The 16,018-nt window shown below is 44.6% G+C and carries 16 protein-coding genes; 12 read left to right on the top strand and 4 right to left on the bottom strand.

Annotated features, from left to right (window positions below):
• The first annotated feature begins 58 nt into the window (after positions 1-58).
• Both NWE96_02955 and NWE96_02950 read left to right on the top strand, forming a co-directional pair.
• The gene (locus tag NWE96_02955) at positions 59-1,438 is read left to right on the top strand and encodes a hypothetical protein (GenBank protein ID MCW3982936.1); all 1,380 of its coding nucleotides are present in this window, start codon (positions 59-61) and stop codon (positions 1,436-1,438) included.
• A 149-nt stretch (positions 1,439-1,587) separates the two neighbouring features.
• Positions 1,588-2,934, top strand: coding sequence for a HAMP domain-containing histidine kinase (locus NWE96_02950; GenBank protein MCW3982935.1), 1,347 nt, complete (start codon positions 1,588-1,590; stop codon positions 2,932-2,934).
• Between the two features lie 12 nt (positions 2,935-2,946).
• Here the strand turns inward: NWE96_02950 and NWE96_02945 are convergent, their stop codons facing one another.
• Positions 2,947-3,234, bottom strand: coding sequence for an iron-sulfur cluster assembly protein (locus NWE96_02945; GenBank protein MCW3982934.1), 288 nt, complete (start codon positions 3,232-3,234; stop codon positions 2,947-2,949).
• 98 nt (positions 3,235-3,332) lie between these two features.
• On the opposite strand from NWE96_02945, the gene NWE96_02940 reads away from it, so the two are divergent.
• Positions 3,333-3,758, top strand: coding sequence for an HIT family protein (locus tag NWE96_02940; GenBank protein ID MCW3982933.1), 426 nt, complete (start codon positions 3,333-3,335; stop codon positions 3,756-3,758).
• A gap of 400 nt (positions 3,759-4,158) precedes the next feature.
• Entirely contained in the window at positions 4,159-5,253 is a 1,095-nt protein-coding gene (locus NWE96_02935) for a hybrid sensor histidine kinase/response regulator (GenBank protein ID MCW3982932.1), read from the top strand.
• Here the strand turns inward: NWE96_02935 and NWE96_02930 are convergent.
• Positions 5,222-5,770: a MarC family protein gene (locus NWE96_02930; GenBank protein ID MCW3982931.1), complete on the bottom strand. Its 549-nt coding sequence runs from the start codon at positions 5,768-5,770 to the stop codon at positions 5,222-5,224. The two genes, NWE96_02935 and NWE96_02930, sit on opposite strands and share 32 nt — an antisense overlap.
• A gap of 103 nt (positions 5,771-5,873) precedes the next feature.
• Positions 5,874-6,785: a hypothetical protein gene (locus tag NWE96_02925; protein MCW3982930.1), complete on the bottom strand. Its 912-nt coding sequence runs from the start codon at positions 6,783-6,785 to the stop codon at positions 5,874-5,876.
• A gap of 335 nt (positions 6,786-7,120) precedes the next feature.
• On the opposite strand from NWE96_02925, the gene NWE96_02920 reads away from it, so the two are divergent.
• From NWE96_02920 to NWE96_02885, 8 genes are all read left to right on the top strand, one after another.
• On the top strand, positions 7,121-7,594 hold the full coding sequence (locus NWE96_02920) for an Lrp/AsnC family transcriptional regulator (GenBank protein MCW3982929.1): 474 nt from the start codon (positions 7,121-7,123) through the stop codon (positions 7,592-7,594).
• A 170-nt stretch (positions 7,595-7,764) separates the two neighbouring features.
• Positions 7,765-9,297, top strand: a complete 1,533-nt coding sequence (amt, locus tag NWE96_02915; GenBank protein ID MCW3982928.1) for an ammonium transporter — start codon at positions 7,765-7,767, stop codon at positions 9,295-9,297.
• A gap of 235 nt (positions 9,298-9,532) precedes the next feature.
• Positions 9,533-10,747, top strand: a complete 1,215-nt coding sequence (locus tag NWE96_02910) for an SLC13 family permease (GenBank protein ID MCW3982927.1) — start codon at positions 9,533-9,535, stop codon at positions 10,745-10,747.
• Between the two features lie 31 nt (positions 10,748-10,778).
• Positions 10,779-11,087: a hypothetical protein gene (locus NWE96_02905; protein MCW3982926.1), complete on the top strand. Its 309-nt coding sequence runs from the start codon at positions 10,779-10,781 to the stop codon at positions 11,085-11,087.
• Between the two features lie 308 nt (positions 11,088-11,395).
• A complete protein-coding gene (locus NWE96_02900) occupies positions 11,396-12,688 on the top strand; it encodes an ammonium transporter (GenBank protein MCW3982925.1) in 1,293 nt (430 codons plus the stop codon).
• Positions 12,689-12,981: 293 nt separating this feature from the next.
• The gene (locus NWE96_02895) at positions 12,982-13,941 is read left to right on the top strand and encodes an ammonium transporter (GenBank protein MCW3982924.1); all 960 of its coding nucleotides are present in this window, start codon (positions 12,982-12,984) and stop codon (positions 13,939-13,941) included.
• Positions 13,931-14,266 carry a hypothetical protein gene (locus NWE96_02890; GenBank protein MCW3982923.1) on the top strand — a complete coding sequence of 112 codons (336 nt, stop codon included), beginning with the start codon at positions 13,931-13,933 and terminating at the stop codon, positions 14,264-14,266. Before NWE96_02895 ends, NWE96_02890 begins: the two co-directional genes overlap by 11 nt.
• Positions 14,259-14,453: a hypothetical protein gene (locus tag NWE96_02885; protein MCW3982922.1), complete on the top strand. Its 195-nt coding sequence runs from the start codon at positions 14,259-14,261 to the stop codon at positions 14,451-14,453. Before NWE96_02890 ends, NWE96_02885 begins: the two co-directional genes overlap by 8 nt.
• Before the next feature lie 202 nt (positions 14,454-14,655).
• Here NWE96_02885 and NWE96_02880 read toward each other — a convergent pair whose 3' ends face one another.
• Positions 14,656-15,921: a cation:proton antiporter gene (locus NWE96_02880; GenBank protein MCW3982921.1), complete on the bottom strand. Its 1,266-nt coding sequence runs from the start codon at positions 15,919-15,921 to the stop codon at positions 14,656-14,658.
• Positions 15,922-16,018: the final 97 nt, after the last annotated feature.

Genomic DNA, 16,018 nt, shown 5'->3' with positions numbered 1-16,018 from the left:
CAACAAAATTAATTAAGACTGCCAAGTACATGGTACACAAAAACAGCAGAGCCCCAAAATGAAAACTGCCCTAAAAAAAGCCCTTTCTAAACGAGCAATCACCATCGCTCTAGTAGCCTTGCTCACAATGACCGCCATAAACACCTACCTGATTTTAGAGGGCACAAGGCAAGCCAACACAACCAACGTAGTAAACTACGATTTTGTCCTCTCAACAGAAAGCGGCACCTACAAACTCAAAAACATGTTAACAGGAATCATAACTGAGCACCCAAAAAGCGCCTCTTCAGCCCTCACTGCAGCCTTAACGTTGGGCAAATCCGTCTACCTAAACCCCGGAACCTACGAATTAACCGACGATGTCTACGTCAACAACAAATTGAACGCTAAAATCGTCAGCGACGGCGCAACAATACAAGGCAACGGTCACAAAATCGTAATCTACGGCAACGACTACACCACCTCACAGTACGGGTTGATTTCGGGTTTGACGATCATCAACGGAACCGTACGAGTTGAGAACTCTTTTGCCACAACCATAACCAACACCAAATTCATCAACGCCTCCACAGGCATAGAATTCGTCAACACCAACACCTGGAGCGAATACAACAAAGTTGAAAGCTGCCAATTCATCAACAACACCGAAGGTATCGCTTTCCGAACACCCGTCAACGGCACCCAAATCGGCAACGACATCGGAAACGCCACAGGCTCTTACGCATCCTCCGTGATCGAACGTTGCAACTTTAACCTCCAAGACTTCTCAGTAGGCATAAAGGTTGAAAAATGGGCCGAGTTCTCTGACAGCCAAATTCAAAACGTACGCTTCTGGATGGGCGAAAACGAACACCGCAGCAACCAAACCGCCCTCTACGTAGACGGCTCAATGTATCAGACGCTACTGTTCGGCGTCGTTTTTGAATGCTTCACCTCAGACCCCATCTACATATTTGCCATAGATTTGGGCCAAAACTGTGACCCCGCACCCGTACTTGACGGAGGCGTAAGCTTTCTAGGGAACTGGACTGCCCGCATTCATAATCCGTTTGGGATTTGGCTTTCAGGCGTCGGCAGCGTGTTCGAACGAGAAGTGTCGGTTCCCGTCGGCGTCAGCAACGTTTATGGAGAAAACCGAACCATCGAGTGCCGCCCCCTAAAAATCTTTAATTTTAAACCAAAAATTGAAGTTTCAGGCAGCTTCAGCCAAAACGAAATCGTCACAGTACGAATCCGAATTGAATACATAGACAACGTCGTATCCAGCGCCGTCACCCGAACCTTCAATGGTACAGGCTCCGCTTGGTTGACTGACGATGAGATGATGCAGCTGTATTCATCTCAAAGCATCGTTTGGTCCATCGTGGTTGACGCGAAAACAAACATGGGTTCAACTGGGGCATCGGTTAAGGTTACAGGTTATGGCACATCGGGTTAAAACTTGGCATGCATGAACTAAACTTAAAATCACCACTAAGGTATCGCTATTTAGAAATTAATTGGCTATATGTTGTGCGGTTAAATTAAATGAATTTTTGTGGGAAACTTACAAATACCCCGAAAATGTTTGAACCCGAGAGGAAACGCATGCTTAACGCCGCACAAGGCAACAGTGAAACAGACGGTTACCGCACGTTTTATCTTCTAACAGATGTAAAGAGAGCCAAAATAGCCCTGCTTTTCTTTATAATACCCGTGATTGGCTACGTTTTTAACGACTACAACTTTTTTGGTTTTTCAACAGTTTTCTTTGGTCTTGTAGCTTTGCGGTTGAGTCTAATTATAATCCTTGTGTTAAGCGCGTTTTTCATGGACAGAATAAAGAACTACCACACATACGACCGCGTAATGTTTTTGACAATTATCATAATGGCCGTCGGAGGCGGCATAGTAAACGTAATGCGACCCACTGACTTTGTAGTCCAAGCTTTAGTTACAATAATTGCTGTATTCGTTATTTTCTTACTTGTGCCTTTCCGTTTTCTTTACCAATGTATCTTATCTTTCAGTACCTCTTTAAGTGAAGCCTTAATCATTTTATTCATAACAAGACCAACAGAATCCGCTGTTCTGTTCACCATTCTTTTCGGAATCCTAATCTCAAACATAATCGCCGCTGCAGGCGCCTATCAACTGCATGGTTACCGCATAAACACCTACCGCGAATTCGTAAAAAGAAAAGAGGCACAAGAAAAACTCGAACAACACACCAAGAACCTTGAAGAACTCGTTGAGGAACGCACAAGAAAACTGCGAACAGCTGAACGTTTCGCCGCTATAGGTGAAACCGCAGGCATGGTGGGACATGATTTACGTAACCCCCTAACAGGCATATCAAACGCTACTTACTACCTTAAGAAAAAATACAGCCAAGAACTGGACAAAACCGGTAGAGATATGCTTGAGGTAATCGAGAACAACGTTGAGTACTCTAACAAAATAATCAACGACCTCCTCGATTATGCAGGAAACATAAACCTAGATTTGCAAGATACCACCCCCAAAGCGCTCGTCTCCGAATCTTTGGATATGATAACTCTCCCAAAGAATATAGAAGTCCACGATTTAACGGAAAATACACCTAACTTGACCTTAGACATGGTTAAGATGAAACGGGTTTTCGTTAACATCCTCAAAAACGCTATCGACGCCATGCCTGAAGGGGGACAACTGATCATAAAAAGCCAAGCAGAGGAAGAAACCGTGAAAGTTTCGTTTATAGACACTGGCGCAGGCATTTCGGTGGAAGAACTAAAAAAGCTCTTCCAACCCCTCTACACAACCAAAGCCAAAGGAATGGGTTTTGGGCTAGCGATTTGCCAAAGAATAGTCGAAGCCCACGGCGGAAAAATTGTTGTAGAAAGCACTGTAGGGCAAGGTGCGGTCTTTAAGGTTGAGTTGCCAATAAAAGCCACAAAAAACCAAAATAAATAACGTTCTTCTGTCCTATTGCTTGTTGGTCATTTCGTTTATTTGCTCTTCCATGGCGTGACCTCGGCAGTAAACAACCGCTTTCTGGATGCCTTCAACTTTGCTGGCGGCGTCGCGGATGTCTGCGGCTAACTTAAACGCGATGGGACAGAAGGGGCTTGTTGGAACAAATTCTACGGTAACGGTGCCAGGGGAGGTTTCTTTTACGCTCTGAATCATCTGCATCTCCTCAAAGGTTTGCCCTGTTTCAGGGTCTACTACTTTGCCTACTTCTACGCGGACTTTGTCTTCCAATTCAGTCATAAAATCTTCCTCATTCGGTAAAAGGAATATGAACTCCCATAACATATAAACTGATTGATTACCTCCAAAATGGGCAAACAGTTAAACAGTGACAAAGTATGAGTTCAGACGAAAAATGTATCTTCTGCAAAATCGTTGCAAGACAGGCGCCTTCAAGCATACTATACGAAGACAAAGACGTACTTGCATTTTTGGATATTCGTCCACTGAATATGGGGCACGCACTTGTTATTCCTAAAGCCCACTACGTCGACATATTTGACACTCCCGAACCACAGATAGGCCAAGTCCACCAAGTCGCAAAAAAACTCTCAACTGCAATAAAAAAGGCAACAAATGCAGATGGAATAAGCATCATTCAACAAAGCGGCGCTGCAGCGGGCCAAGACATTTTCCATATACATGTGCATGTTGTTCCGAGGTTTGCTGGGCAGACTTTGCCACGTTTTAGCGAACTCAAAGAAGTTTCCCGTTCGGCTTTGGATGAGATGGCGCACAAAATCAAGGTCTGCCTGCTCCCCTGAAGCTAATCACCTCCTATTTCTGCGTCAAAAAACCGCTTTGCAGACACTGGAAAAATCAGGTCAGGTTTCTCTTTTTCGTTTGTAGGGTTTGCCCCAATCCGCGTGCATGGCTCATAGATGCTTTCCTGTGGCGTCATCATTTGTTCTTTATATAGGGGGGAGAGGGCCGCAGAGACGTCGCGTGCCCCAGCGTTACGGATAAGGCTTCTTTTGCGCCATTAAAAGAGCGGGACCAAAAAAAGCAACAGACCTCAACGTAAAGTATCGAACAAAATTTTCAGGAACATATTTTCAGTATTTGCACTGAGAACACAATATATATTAGCATACTGAGTATTTTTCTGGATAATCAACCAGTAAATAGAGTAAGTGCTAAAAAAACGAATAACGGAGCCAAAAAATGGGGCTAACTACTCAACAAAACCAAAAAATACACGTCCTCCACGTAGACGACGATCCCAACATACTTTCAGTCTCAAAAGACATCCTCGAATGCGATGGCAAATTCCACGTTCAAACAGCAACCTGCGTAGATGAAGCCCTTAAAAAATTCAGCCAACACTCCTTCGACGCCATCATAAGCGACTACGAAATGCCTCAAAAAAACGGTCTGCAGTTTCTCGAAGAAATTCGCTCACAAAAAAACGAAATCGCCTTTGTCATGTTCACTGGGCGTGGGCGTGAAGAAGTCGCCGTTAAGGCTCTGAACTTGGGCGCAGACCGCTACATCAATAAAAACGGTGACCCCGAAGCCGTCTACTGCGAACTCGCTTACGCAATCGAAAAAATTGTGGAGCGTAAAAAAGCTCGAATGCAACTGGTTGAGGACGCGGAAAAAATTAATCAGCTCAACGAGAAACTCCGCGTGGTAGGGAGTTTGACAAGGCATGATATACGCAATAAGTTGACTGCGCTAAACGGTCAAGTGTATTTGTTAAAGAAGAAGACTAAGCAGGTTCCAGATGCCGAGGTGCACCTCAAAGAAATTGAGTTGGTCTGTAGGCAGATTGTTGAGTTGTTAGAGTTTGCGCATATTTATCAAAAATTAGGGGCTGAACAACTAAAGCGTGTAGATGTGGAAAAAACTGTGAACGATGCAATTGCGTTATTCTCCAACATCAACGGAGTAAAAATAACAAATCAATGTAGTGGGCTAATTGTTTGTGCAGATTCTCTTTTGCGTCAACTCTTCTACAATCTAATCGACAACTCAATTCGACATGGACAAAGAACCACTAAAATCTGCATCCGCTACGAAGATGACGGCTCACAAGTGAAGCTGATCTATGAAGATGACGGAGCAGGAATCCCTGCGAACTTGAAGAACAGCCTGTTTGACGAGAAAACCAGCCGCGGCGCGAACCATGGTCTTTACGTGGTGCGGCGAATATGCGAAGCTTACAAATGGAGTGTTAAAGAAGTGGGAGAAGCAGGTTTAGGTGTGAAATTCTTAATCAACATACCTAATTCATGTAGTAAGTTATCCCCGTTATAATGTACTGGATTGCAATTGCTGCGATGAAGAGCGCCATTACGCGAGCAATAACTAGAGAGCCAGTTTTCCCTAAAACGTGATATATAGGGTCAATGAATCTCAGAATAACCCAAGTCATTGACAAAACGATTACAACAGCTAAAATCGCCGCCAACTCACCATAGGTTTGTAGGTTGAATATGGTGGTGGTTATTGCGCCTGGTCCTACAAGCAACGGCATAGCGATGGGAACAGCGCCTAAACTTTCAGGTGAATCAGTCTCCTCTTTGATGCTTCCAGAAACTAAGATTCGTATTGCAATGATGAGTAACAGTATGCCGCCTGCGATTCCGAAGCTATAAATCGACAACCCAAATATGTTTAGAAGCTCCTGCCCTAAAAACGCAAAAACTAAAAGCAGCACAAACCCTACCAAAACAGCGACATTAAAAATTCGTTTTCTCTTTGCGGGCTCTATTTTTTCGGTTAACCCTATGAATATGGGAATGTTGCCGAATGGGTCAACGATAATGAACAACGCTATTACAGCGCGCGCTACGTCAGCTATGAAATCTACCGTAAATGATCCCAGCTGCTGTTATGGGTTAGTTGTATGTTGATAAAAAACATAGCGGAACGGGCTATTTGGCCAGTTTCTCCCATTCAGTCACTCTGTCCAAGAATTCTTGAACTGGTTGACCGCCAAATGTCCGTAGCTTATCCCTTAAAGGAACATTTGCGACCGCGGCTTTCTGGAATGCAGCCATCTCGTTTTGTCCATCAGCCAAATACACAAAACCGTCAACGCCGCCTACTCTGGCGCACCTTGCGGTAACAGTCAGCAATTCAGCGGGCGTTGGGACGTCTTGTGGGGCGTCGCCGGGGCCGTAAACGTAAAAGTTGACGTAGAAGGGCTTTTTGAGTAGTTTCTTGAAGGCGCGTGTCAGCATTTCCCAATACCATGGTGTGGCGTAGTTTTTGCTGAACATTACTGCGTTGAAGGTGTCGGCGTATTTGGCGAAGTCGTCGAAGTCTACGCCGTATCGTTCCAAGGAACTTACGGGGTCGGGTTGGAGGCTTAAAACGAGTTCTTTTTTTACTACATCTCGTATTTGCGCCATGTAGTCTGTGACTACTTTGCGGCGCCACTCAACCCAACTCAAGCCGCTTTTTTGGAACAAGTCTTGGCAGCGTGGGCAAGTGCAGTGGCTGTGGTCGGCGAAGTAGTGACTGTTTAACCATATTCCTTGTGATTGTCGGTCGACTTCGGCTATGTATTTGAGTTGTTCTTCTCGGTAGTCTGGTTGTGTTGGGCAAAGGACGCTCCAGTAGAGGTTGAAGTTGTTGTTTCCAAACTTTGCTTGCCCTAATGGTGATTGTGAGATCCAGTCGGGGTGAGTTTGTCCTGTTGCTGTGTCTGCAAATACAGCTATGTTGCTATGCATGTCTGGTTGCGGGTTGAGCCGTATTCCAGTTTCGGGTTTTATTCGGAAAACGTGGAAGTCAAAGCCTTGAGGCTTGTGGGGTTGAAAGGTTAGTGAGCCTAATTTCATGGTGGTCGCCTTATGAGGGGCAAAGAAGGGTTGTTTCGTTATAAGGTTTTTGTGCAAATGCGTTTATGGCTTGTTTTTTGTGGTTAAAGGAGTTTTCTGTGCTGCGATAGTGAAAGTCTGATTTGGCTTTTTTAGGGGTGATTAGCTAAACAATTGAGTAGTTTGTTGTTTTAATGCTACTCAATTGGGTAGTTTTAAATAGAAGTGAGTTATATGTGTGCAGTTAAGACTGAAATTGCCGAACAGTCGTTAATCCTGAACGGAAACCCATGAATGACTGAAACAAGCGTGCCATAACATGATGAAAACAAAAACAGCAAACGAGAAGGTCCACCTTGAGAACAAAAATAGCTCAAAAAACAGAAATCGACAAAAAAGACATCCAAATCCTAACTACGCTACAAGATGACAGTCGCGTAAGTTGTAGAAAACTCGCAAGCAAATTAGGCATGTCCGGAGTCATGGTTGCCGCTCGGATTAAAAATCTAGAAGACAAAGGCTTCCTTAAAGGGTACACTACACTTTTGGATGCGGTAAAGTTAGGCTATGATTTAACGGTCGTCATCTTCTTTCAGATTGAGGGGGGATACCTCAAGAATCTGGCGACGAATCTCTCGCAGATGGCAAATGTTATTGCTGTTTATGAGATTACTGGCGAGTTTGATATTGTGGCGGTTGTTAAGCTTAAGGATCGGGAAAGTTTGAATGCTTTGATTAAGGATTTGCTTGTGACGCCTCATATTAAGAAAACGATGACTAACATTGCGCTTAATGTGGTCAAAGAGGATTTTGGGGTAAAAATCTGGTAGCTTTTTTGATGACTGTAAACTCTTTGTTTGTTTTTTCTTGTGTTTATCTATTATTTTGCTATTTTGATGTAAATTTTTTCAGTTTTTCTTAAAAGTTATGAACAAATCACAACTACGCTTATATTAGCTACCTGCCAACCGTTGTTTAAAAAAAATGGTGAAAGGGAAAAATGAAAAAAATACAGATAATAACAAAAGCAACAACTCTGGCACAAAAAGCATTAGAAAAACACTCAGCACTCTTCATGAAACGCAAATTTTTCATACTCGCAGGCATACTCGTCACATGCTTAGCAATGAGCGTTGGTCAAGCGTTTGCACAAACCACTAACCCGCTGGCAGATACAGGCACAGGCGTAAGCATCGCTTGGACACTCACTATGGGCTGCCTTGTGTGGTTTATGCAGCTCGGCTTCGCATTCTTAGGAGCAGGCTACATACGACAGAAAAACCAAGTAAACTACTGGACTAAAAGCTACATCGACCTTTCCGTCGGTGTAGTGGTCTTTGCGTTAGTTGGCTTCGGTTTGATGTTCGGTGGCTCAGGAGCAGCCTTCCCAACAGGTTTTGACGCTGCAGGAGAAGCAATTTACACAACTCTTCCAGGTCTAGACGCTGGAAACGCTTTCATTGGTTGGAGTGGGTTTGCATTAACTGGCGATGCCTACAACGGATTAACACTGGTGTACTTCTTCTGGCAGGCAGTTTTCGCAGCCACTTCAGTGACCATCGTTGCAGGAATGGTTGCAGAAAGAATGAAGTTCAAAGCATACCTCCTTTATGCTGTGCTCATCAACATCCTCATCTACCCAATCTACGGACACTGGGTCTGGGGTGGCGGATGGCTGGCAGAATTAGGTGCAGTTGACTTCGCAGGTTCAGGCGTTGTTCACGCTGTCGGTGGCTTCACAGGTTTAGCTGCATGTTGGCTGATTGGACCTCGGCTTGGAAAATACACTAAGGACGGTAAAGCACGGAGCTTTGGCTACACTAACGTTCCATACATCGTCATCGGTACAATGATTCTCTTCTTCGGCTGGTTCGGTTTCAACCCTGGTAGCACTTTGACGACTCTGGATCTTCGGACACCTATCGTTGCAGTAACCACATACCTAGCTGGTGGTGCAGGTGGTGTGATGGCTGTTGCAATCAGCTACCTCGACCGTAAGCACTTCACAGGACCAGACATTCAAGCGGTATGTTGTGGTGCACTAGCAGGTTTAGTCGCTATCACTGCGTCATGTGCTTATGTTGCACCTTGGGTGGCCATAATCATAGGCTTAATCGCAGCTCCATTGGCAATCTACGGTAACTTCTTCGTTGAACGCAAACTAAAAATCGATGACCCAGTCGGCGCATTCGGTATCCACGGTATCGGCGGTATCTTCGGTCTAATCACAGTTGGCTTGTTTGCAGATGGAACATATGGCATACAAGGGGTCCTCTTCAACGGCGCAGCAGGTGTAGACCAGTTGGTTGCGCAGATAATAAGTGCAGCAGTCTGCGCTGGCTTCGCATTTGGCATGGGCTTAGTGATCTTTGGCATAATAAAGTACACCATTGGTCTTAGAGCTCCAGTCAAAGAGGAAATCGAAGGCTTAGACAAGACAGAACATGGCTTTAGTGCTTACCCAGAAGTTGAGATGAAACCTGAAGCAAAAGAATGGGTTACTCCTCCTTCCGGGGACGAAAAACAGAAGTAGCAAAAAGGAATCTGCTACAACCCCCTCTTCTTTTCTTTTGTACATTTAATGCGTGTATTATCTGGAAATTTATCTTCATATTCACTAAATTATTGAAATAGTGTTTACAATTTCTTAAAAGTTATGAACAAATCACAACTATGCTTATATTGAAATCAGTGGGTGTAAAGGGAAAAAGCTAGGAGAGTAAACCACGTCACCCACAGAAGCCCAAATCCTAATTCTTCCCGTATTCATAGCATGCTATGCGCTTGCCCTTAGCCGAAAAGTAAAACTTGCATACGTATCAATCGGCTCTTTAATCGCACTAATCCTTATCGGAGTCATATCGTGGCAAGCCACCATTTTCGAAGCCATACAATGGGACGTTCTAGCAGTCATCTGGGGCTTCATGATGGTTTCATTCGTCTTTTCAGAAAGTCGAATGCCCGAGTTCATAGCTAACAAAATCCTCACCCACATAAAAACTGAAAAATACGCGCTATTGGCAATATGCTCAGTAGCAGCTTTCCTCTCAGCATTCATGGCAAACGTAGCTGTGCTATTTTTAATGGCACCTGTTGCCATACAGATCGCCAGAAAACTCGGTTCCCCACTATTCCCCTACATCGTATCCGTCGGTGTATCTGCAAACATGGTTACAACAACCACAATGATTGCCGACCCGCCAGCGCTCATTTTAGCCATACAAACAGGTTTGACACCGCTAGATTTTTACTGGTTCCAAGGTAGACTGGGCTTAGGCGCAATTACAGCAATCGGCGTTACTGCAGCATTACTGACACTGCTTGTGATATTTCGAAAAATGACCAAACAAATTGACTTCGAACCAGAAAAAATAAAAACAAAAAAACTCCCCTCAGTTCTCTTCGTTGCAGGAGTAGTAGTTTTAGCTTTAGCTCCAAGCTTAGACATAAACTTAGGTTTGGTGGGTGTAGCAGTGGGGTTACTGGCTTTGATAATCGGTGGAAAAAACGCCAAACGCATGCTCATCGAATTCGACTGGAATTCATTGATCTTCTTAGCAGGCATCTTTGGAGTAATCTACGCACTAACCACCTCAGGGCTGTTGATGGATTTCTCGCAAGCCGTTATCAACTTAGGCATAAACAACCCAAGCATCTTGTTGGTGTTCGTAGTTTGGTTATCAGTCGGGTTATCCTGCTTCATAGACCCCAATGCCTACACGGTTCTGATGATTCCCGTATGCCAACAGTTAGCTCAATTCACCAGCATGAGCGCTTGGCCTCTGCTCTTTGGCACTCTTATCGGCACAGGCAGCGGCGCAAACATCTTGCCAATGGGTGCAGCTACCAACGTATTCGCCTGCGGTCTGCTTGAGAAAAACAGTTGCCTAGTAAGCACCAAGGAATACATCAAGATAGGGTTGCCGCTATCGGTGGTTGCAGTGGCTACAGCGAACGTGTTGCTGTGGATTTTCTGGATATGATAAAGATAATTAAGGAAAAGGGAGAAATAGTATGTCTGAAAGCAATATGGTTCACAAAAAAGGTCGAAACTTTAGGGAAATAATAGAGGCTGAAAAACACCGGGGTATTGTAATTAAAAAAATTATGCGTGCCCTTACCAGCATCGATACGTCGGTGCTTTATGGGGGTTCATTCCTGTTTACCTTCCTTGTTTTAGCTGCAATCTTCTACTATTTGCTTATGCCAAGCGTTTTTGTTTGGGCTGGTATTTTGGTTGTTGCTGCATTGGTGAGTTCTTTGTTGGCGATGAAGATTACAAATGCACTTAGAAAGAGTCAATGGAAATATCGGACTCTTTAACTGTTTTCTTTTTTTTGTTTTAGTTGTTTAGTTTTAACTTTTGTTTTTTGATTGGATGGCTGTGTTTTTCTATGGTTTTTTTGTGTTTGTTTGAGTTTATTTTTTGTGATTTTTTGGATAAATTTTGATTTTTTTGTTTTATCATTAGATTTTAGTGAATGTTTAGCGCTTTTTTTAACTGTTTTTAGAACGTGCATTCAATTATGTGTTTTTTTTACAATCAAACGGATACTTTTAAATACGAGAAGTGTGATAAATGCTCAACAAATAATGAAAATACTAAACAAGTGTTAAGAGGTAAATGAAAAATGGCATCAGGAGATATAGCTTGGATAATAACCGCAACCGCCCTAGTCATGCTTATGACCCCTGCACTAGGATTCTTCTACGGAGGTCTAGTCCGCAAAAAAAACCTCGTATCAACCATCGTACAATGCTTCGTCATCTTTGCAATCATAAGCATCGTCTGGGCACTCTGGGGCTACAGCCTCGTGTTCGGACAATCCTACGGCGGCTTCATAGGCTTCAGCCCAGGATTACTGGGCCTGGGCAGTCTTGGCATAAGCGACGTCAACACAGCCCTCGCAACAGAAATACCTGAACTGCTGTTCTTTGCTTTCCAACTCAAATTCGCAGCCATCACACCCGCACTAATCATTGGTGCATGCGCTGAACGCATACGCTTCAAATCACTACTCATCTTCATGGTACTATGGTCAACACTCATCTACGTTCCAATTGCACATTGGGTCTGGAACCCAGACGGCTGGTTAAAAGGCTTAGGCGCCATCGACTTCGCAGGAGGCATCGTCGTACACGTAGCAGCAGGCATATCCGCATTAGCAGCCGCCTTAGTCGTCGGTCGAAGAAAAGGTGCCGCTTGTCCAACTGGGAAGGAAGGCGGTTCAATACCTTGGAAGAGCCACATGGAAAAACTTGACGCACCACCCCCAGCGTTCAAACCAACAAACATCCCATACGTACTACTCGGTGCAGCGCTACTGTGGTTTGGCTGGTTCGGGTTCAACGCAGGTAGCGCCCTTGCCGCCAACGACATAGCAGTCTCAGCCCTCGTCACTACAAACTTGGCCGCAGCAGGCGCCGCAGTCAGTTGGATGCTATCAGACTGGGTAATCAAAGGTAAACCCTCAGCAGTAGGCATAGCCATCGGAGCAGTAGTTGGACTCGTCGCCATCACTCCTGCAGCAGGTTTCGTCAGCGTCCCCGCAGCTATGATAATCGGTTTAGCAGCAGGTGTGATCTCAAACGTAGTTGCTAACTGGCGAGCAGGCAGATCCCGAATAGACGATACACTCGACGTATTCGCATGTCACGGTGTAGGTGGTATTTGGGGTTCAATCGCTACAGGCATATTCGCCTCAGCAGCAATCGGTGGAGTCAACGGCTTAATCTTTGGAAACGTAGCGCAATTCCTATCCCAACTCGGTGCACTCGCTGTCGTTATTCCGTTTGCGTTCTTCGGCTCGTATGCATTGCTTAAAGTGGTGAACGTCTTCTCGCCGCTTAGAGTCAGTGAACAAGCAGAAGATGCAGGCTTAGACTTAAGCGAGCACGGCGAAGAAGCATACCAACTCGATTAAGCCCAAAGCTTAATCCCAATTTTCCTTTTTGTTTTTTTATCTGATTTTAATCATGGATGATTTTCTGACATATGTGTTGTTTTTAATTTTGACATTTTGTGTTGTTATTGGCAGGTTTTTGAACGATTTTTCGATTAATCTCTTTATTGTGGATGTTTGTTAAATAAATGGGTGGAGTTAGCGTTGATTATTGGATATTTATCCAAATTTAGTTGTTTAATCGATGCATATGTATAGTTTAAATACAAGCTTGCGTAAAAATGAGAAACAATAAACCACATACAGGGAACAGAATGGAAAACGCAGCAGACATCGCATGGCTACTCATGTCCACCGCACTCGTAATGTTAATGACCCCCGCGTTAGCCTTCTTCTACGGCGGCTTAGTCAGAAGAAAAAACCTCGTCTCCACACTCGTTCAATACATAATCATCTTTGCAGTAGTCAGTCTCGTTTGGTTCTTTTGGGGCTACAGCCTCGTATTCGGTCCCAGCGTAAACGGCTTAATCGGCAACCTCTCACTTGTGGGCTTAAACGGATTAACGATAAGCCATGTAAACGAACTTTATGCTCCGGTTATTCCTGAAGTTTTGTTTTTTGCGTTCCAACTCAAATTCGCCGCAATAACTCCTGCACTCATAATAGGTGCATGCGCTGAACGCATACGTTTCAAATCCCTACTCATCTTTGTGCTCTTATGGTCAACCTTAATCTACTCCCCCATAGCACACTGGGTCTGGAACACAAACGGGTGGCTTCACGTCTTAGGCGCCTGGGACTTCGCAGGAGGCATAGTTGTACATGTTGCGGCAGGAATGTCTGCTTTAGCGGCGGCATTAATCGTGGGAAGACGAAAAGGCTGCGTTTACTGGAAAGACAAACTCAGAGCATTAAACCAAAAAGGACCCGCCTTACCCGCCATGGGCTCAGAATTCAAACCCACAAACATCCCATACGTCATTTTAGGTGCAGGTTTATTGTGGTTTGGCTGGTTCGGATTCAACGGCGGCAGCGCTTTAGCCGCTGATGACATCGCAGTTTCAGCTGTCATCGCAACCAACTTGGCTGCTGCAGCCGCGGCTGTCAGTTGGATGATTCTGGATTGGGTGATCAAGGGGAAACCTTCCGCTATCGGCATCTCAGTAGGTGCAGTCTGTGGTATAGCAGCGGTCACCGCGGCTGCAGGCTACATCATTTACTGCTGCAGTTATCATCGGTCTCGCTGCAGGTGTGATCTCAAATTTGGTCGCTAACTGGAGAGCAGGCAGATCCCGAATAGACGATACCTTAGACGTATTTGCTTGCCACGGTGTTGGCGGCATAATCGGGGCAGTCGCTGTCGGGTTGTTTGCAACAGCCGCAGTTAACCCTGCGGTTCAAGGATTATTCTACGGTAACCCTGCTCAGTTGGGCATACAAGTGTTAGCTGTCGTTGTGGTAGCTGTTTTCTCTTTTGTCGGTTCATATTTGCTGTTGCGGTTTGTTGATTTGTTCTCGCCTGTGCGTGTAAGTGCAAAAGAGGAGGACGAAGGTTTGGATTTAAGCCAACATGGCGAAGAAGCGTACCACCTTGACTAATGCTCTGTTAGTGGGCGCTCTTTTGGTTGTTGATGTGACCCGCTCGCTAATTTCAACTATACCCAAAGGATATGACAGAAACATCCGATTTAACGTCAGCAAATATGGCGCATTACAGACTTGTTGTGGCGACTTCGGCAAGTTGTTCAGTTTAGTTGGGTACCTTGAGGGGTCTGATTTTTTATAGAGCACCTAAAAGGGGTGCATACAAATTCATATCTGAATCTGCGGGGACACGCGACGTCTCTGCCGCCCTCTCCCCTCCCTTATATAAACTCGGATAGCAAGGAAAATTATGGGCGGCTGCGTGTTTGTCGTGGAGAAATTCGTAACTAGATAATACTTCAAAAAACTTGTAAGTTGAATGGACGCGTATTTTAGTTGCTTGCTCAGTCGCCGTTGTCGTTTTCTGTGTTTTCTTCTTGAGCTATCCCTCGATGATTTTGGGCGGGTTCTTTTTTGCGGCCTAAAGCAAAAACGCCTACGGTTGCGAGAACCGCCGTAGTTATGATTACCACGACTGCGACGTTGATGAACAGATCAGCATACATCAACCCATACTGTGTAGGTAATGTTGCAAGCACAGCCGCAGCTAACCCCCGAGTTAGAACAAACGTCATTATGGAGCGCTCTTTTTTGAGGCTACTTTTGGCGGTTGTTATCCAGACGGCTCCGAATCGGGTTATAAAAAGTACTGCTGAGAGTAAGATGCCCATCAAGAAGATGTAGACTGTGGAAAATGAGAAGATTATGCCTAAGAAAACAAAAAAGAAAGTCCGAATGAGGAAAGCGATTTCTGATTCAAACCGTTTTAGACCTTTGCTTACTGAGAGAGTGACTTTTTCATCCGTTGGTTTTAGGTAACGTGTTAATTTGACTATGTCTCGTTCGTTGCCTAAGATTAAACCGAAGACCAATGCACTTAATGCCCCGCTGCCTCCTATGCTTTCTGAGACGGCGTAACCTAGCAAGACAATTCCTAACGTCAACATATAGTAAAACGGCATCGCAAGCACTTTTTTTAGTGCAAAAAGCCAAACGAAACCTGCGATTAAGCCAACGATGAGTCCAATCAGAATCTTTCCCGTTATGCCTAACCCTATTGCGAGTAGGTTGGCTTCGCCTGTAACTATTACATCTAGAATAGATAAGCTGATGACAACGCAGAGTATGTCAGTTATTGCTGATTCTAGGATAAGAATCGTGGATCCTTGGTCGCTTAGTTTTATTTTAGATGTTAATGAAATGACTACGATGGAGCTGCTGCCGCCGAATATGCTTCCAAACAGCAAACCATAGATTAGAGGCACCCCGAAAGCGACAACAGTGAAAATGCACACGCCTATTACGCTGAAAACAAAACCCAAAACAGCTAACAAAAGTGCTTTGCGGCTGCTTGATAGGACACGTTTTATGTTTAAGCCCATGCCGCCGTCGAATAGTATGTACGCTAACGCTAGGGCTGCGATGAAGGGGGCAAAGCTTTTGACGCTTGTTGGGTCGAAGACGCCTAAGGCTGGACCGAAGAGGGCGCCCAGAAAGATTAGTATGAGCATGTCGGGTAAACCTGTTTTTTTGAACAGAAAGTTCGCGGTAAACCCAATCAGGACTATGAGAGCGCTTATGGTTAGGGCGATGGATACGGCGTCAGCCAAGTGGTATCATCCGTTATTTGTTGTCTTTGTTTTTAAAATTTACGAAATATCCCTATTTAATATTCTGTATATATTTCCTGACCTTTTAAGAGGGTTA

This window comes from Candidatus Bathyarchaeota archaeon, from assembly GCA_026014685.1.
In the GTDB taxonomy this organism is placed as follows: Archaea; Thermoproteota; Bathyarchaeia; order Bathyarchaeales; family Bathycorpusculaceae; genus Bathycorpusculum.
The sequence above is the reverse complement of the archived record's forward strand: the minus strand, read 5'-3'. Positions and strand labels throughout refer to the sequence as shown.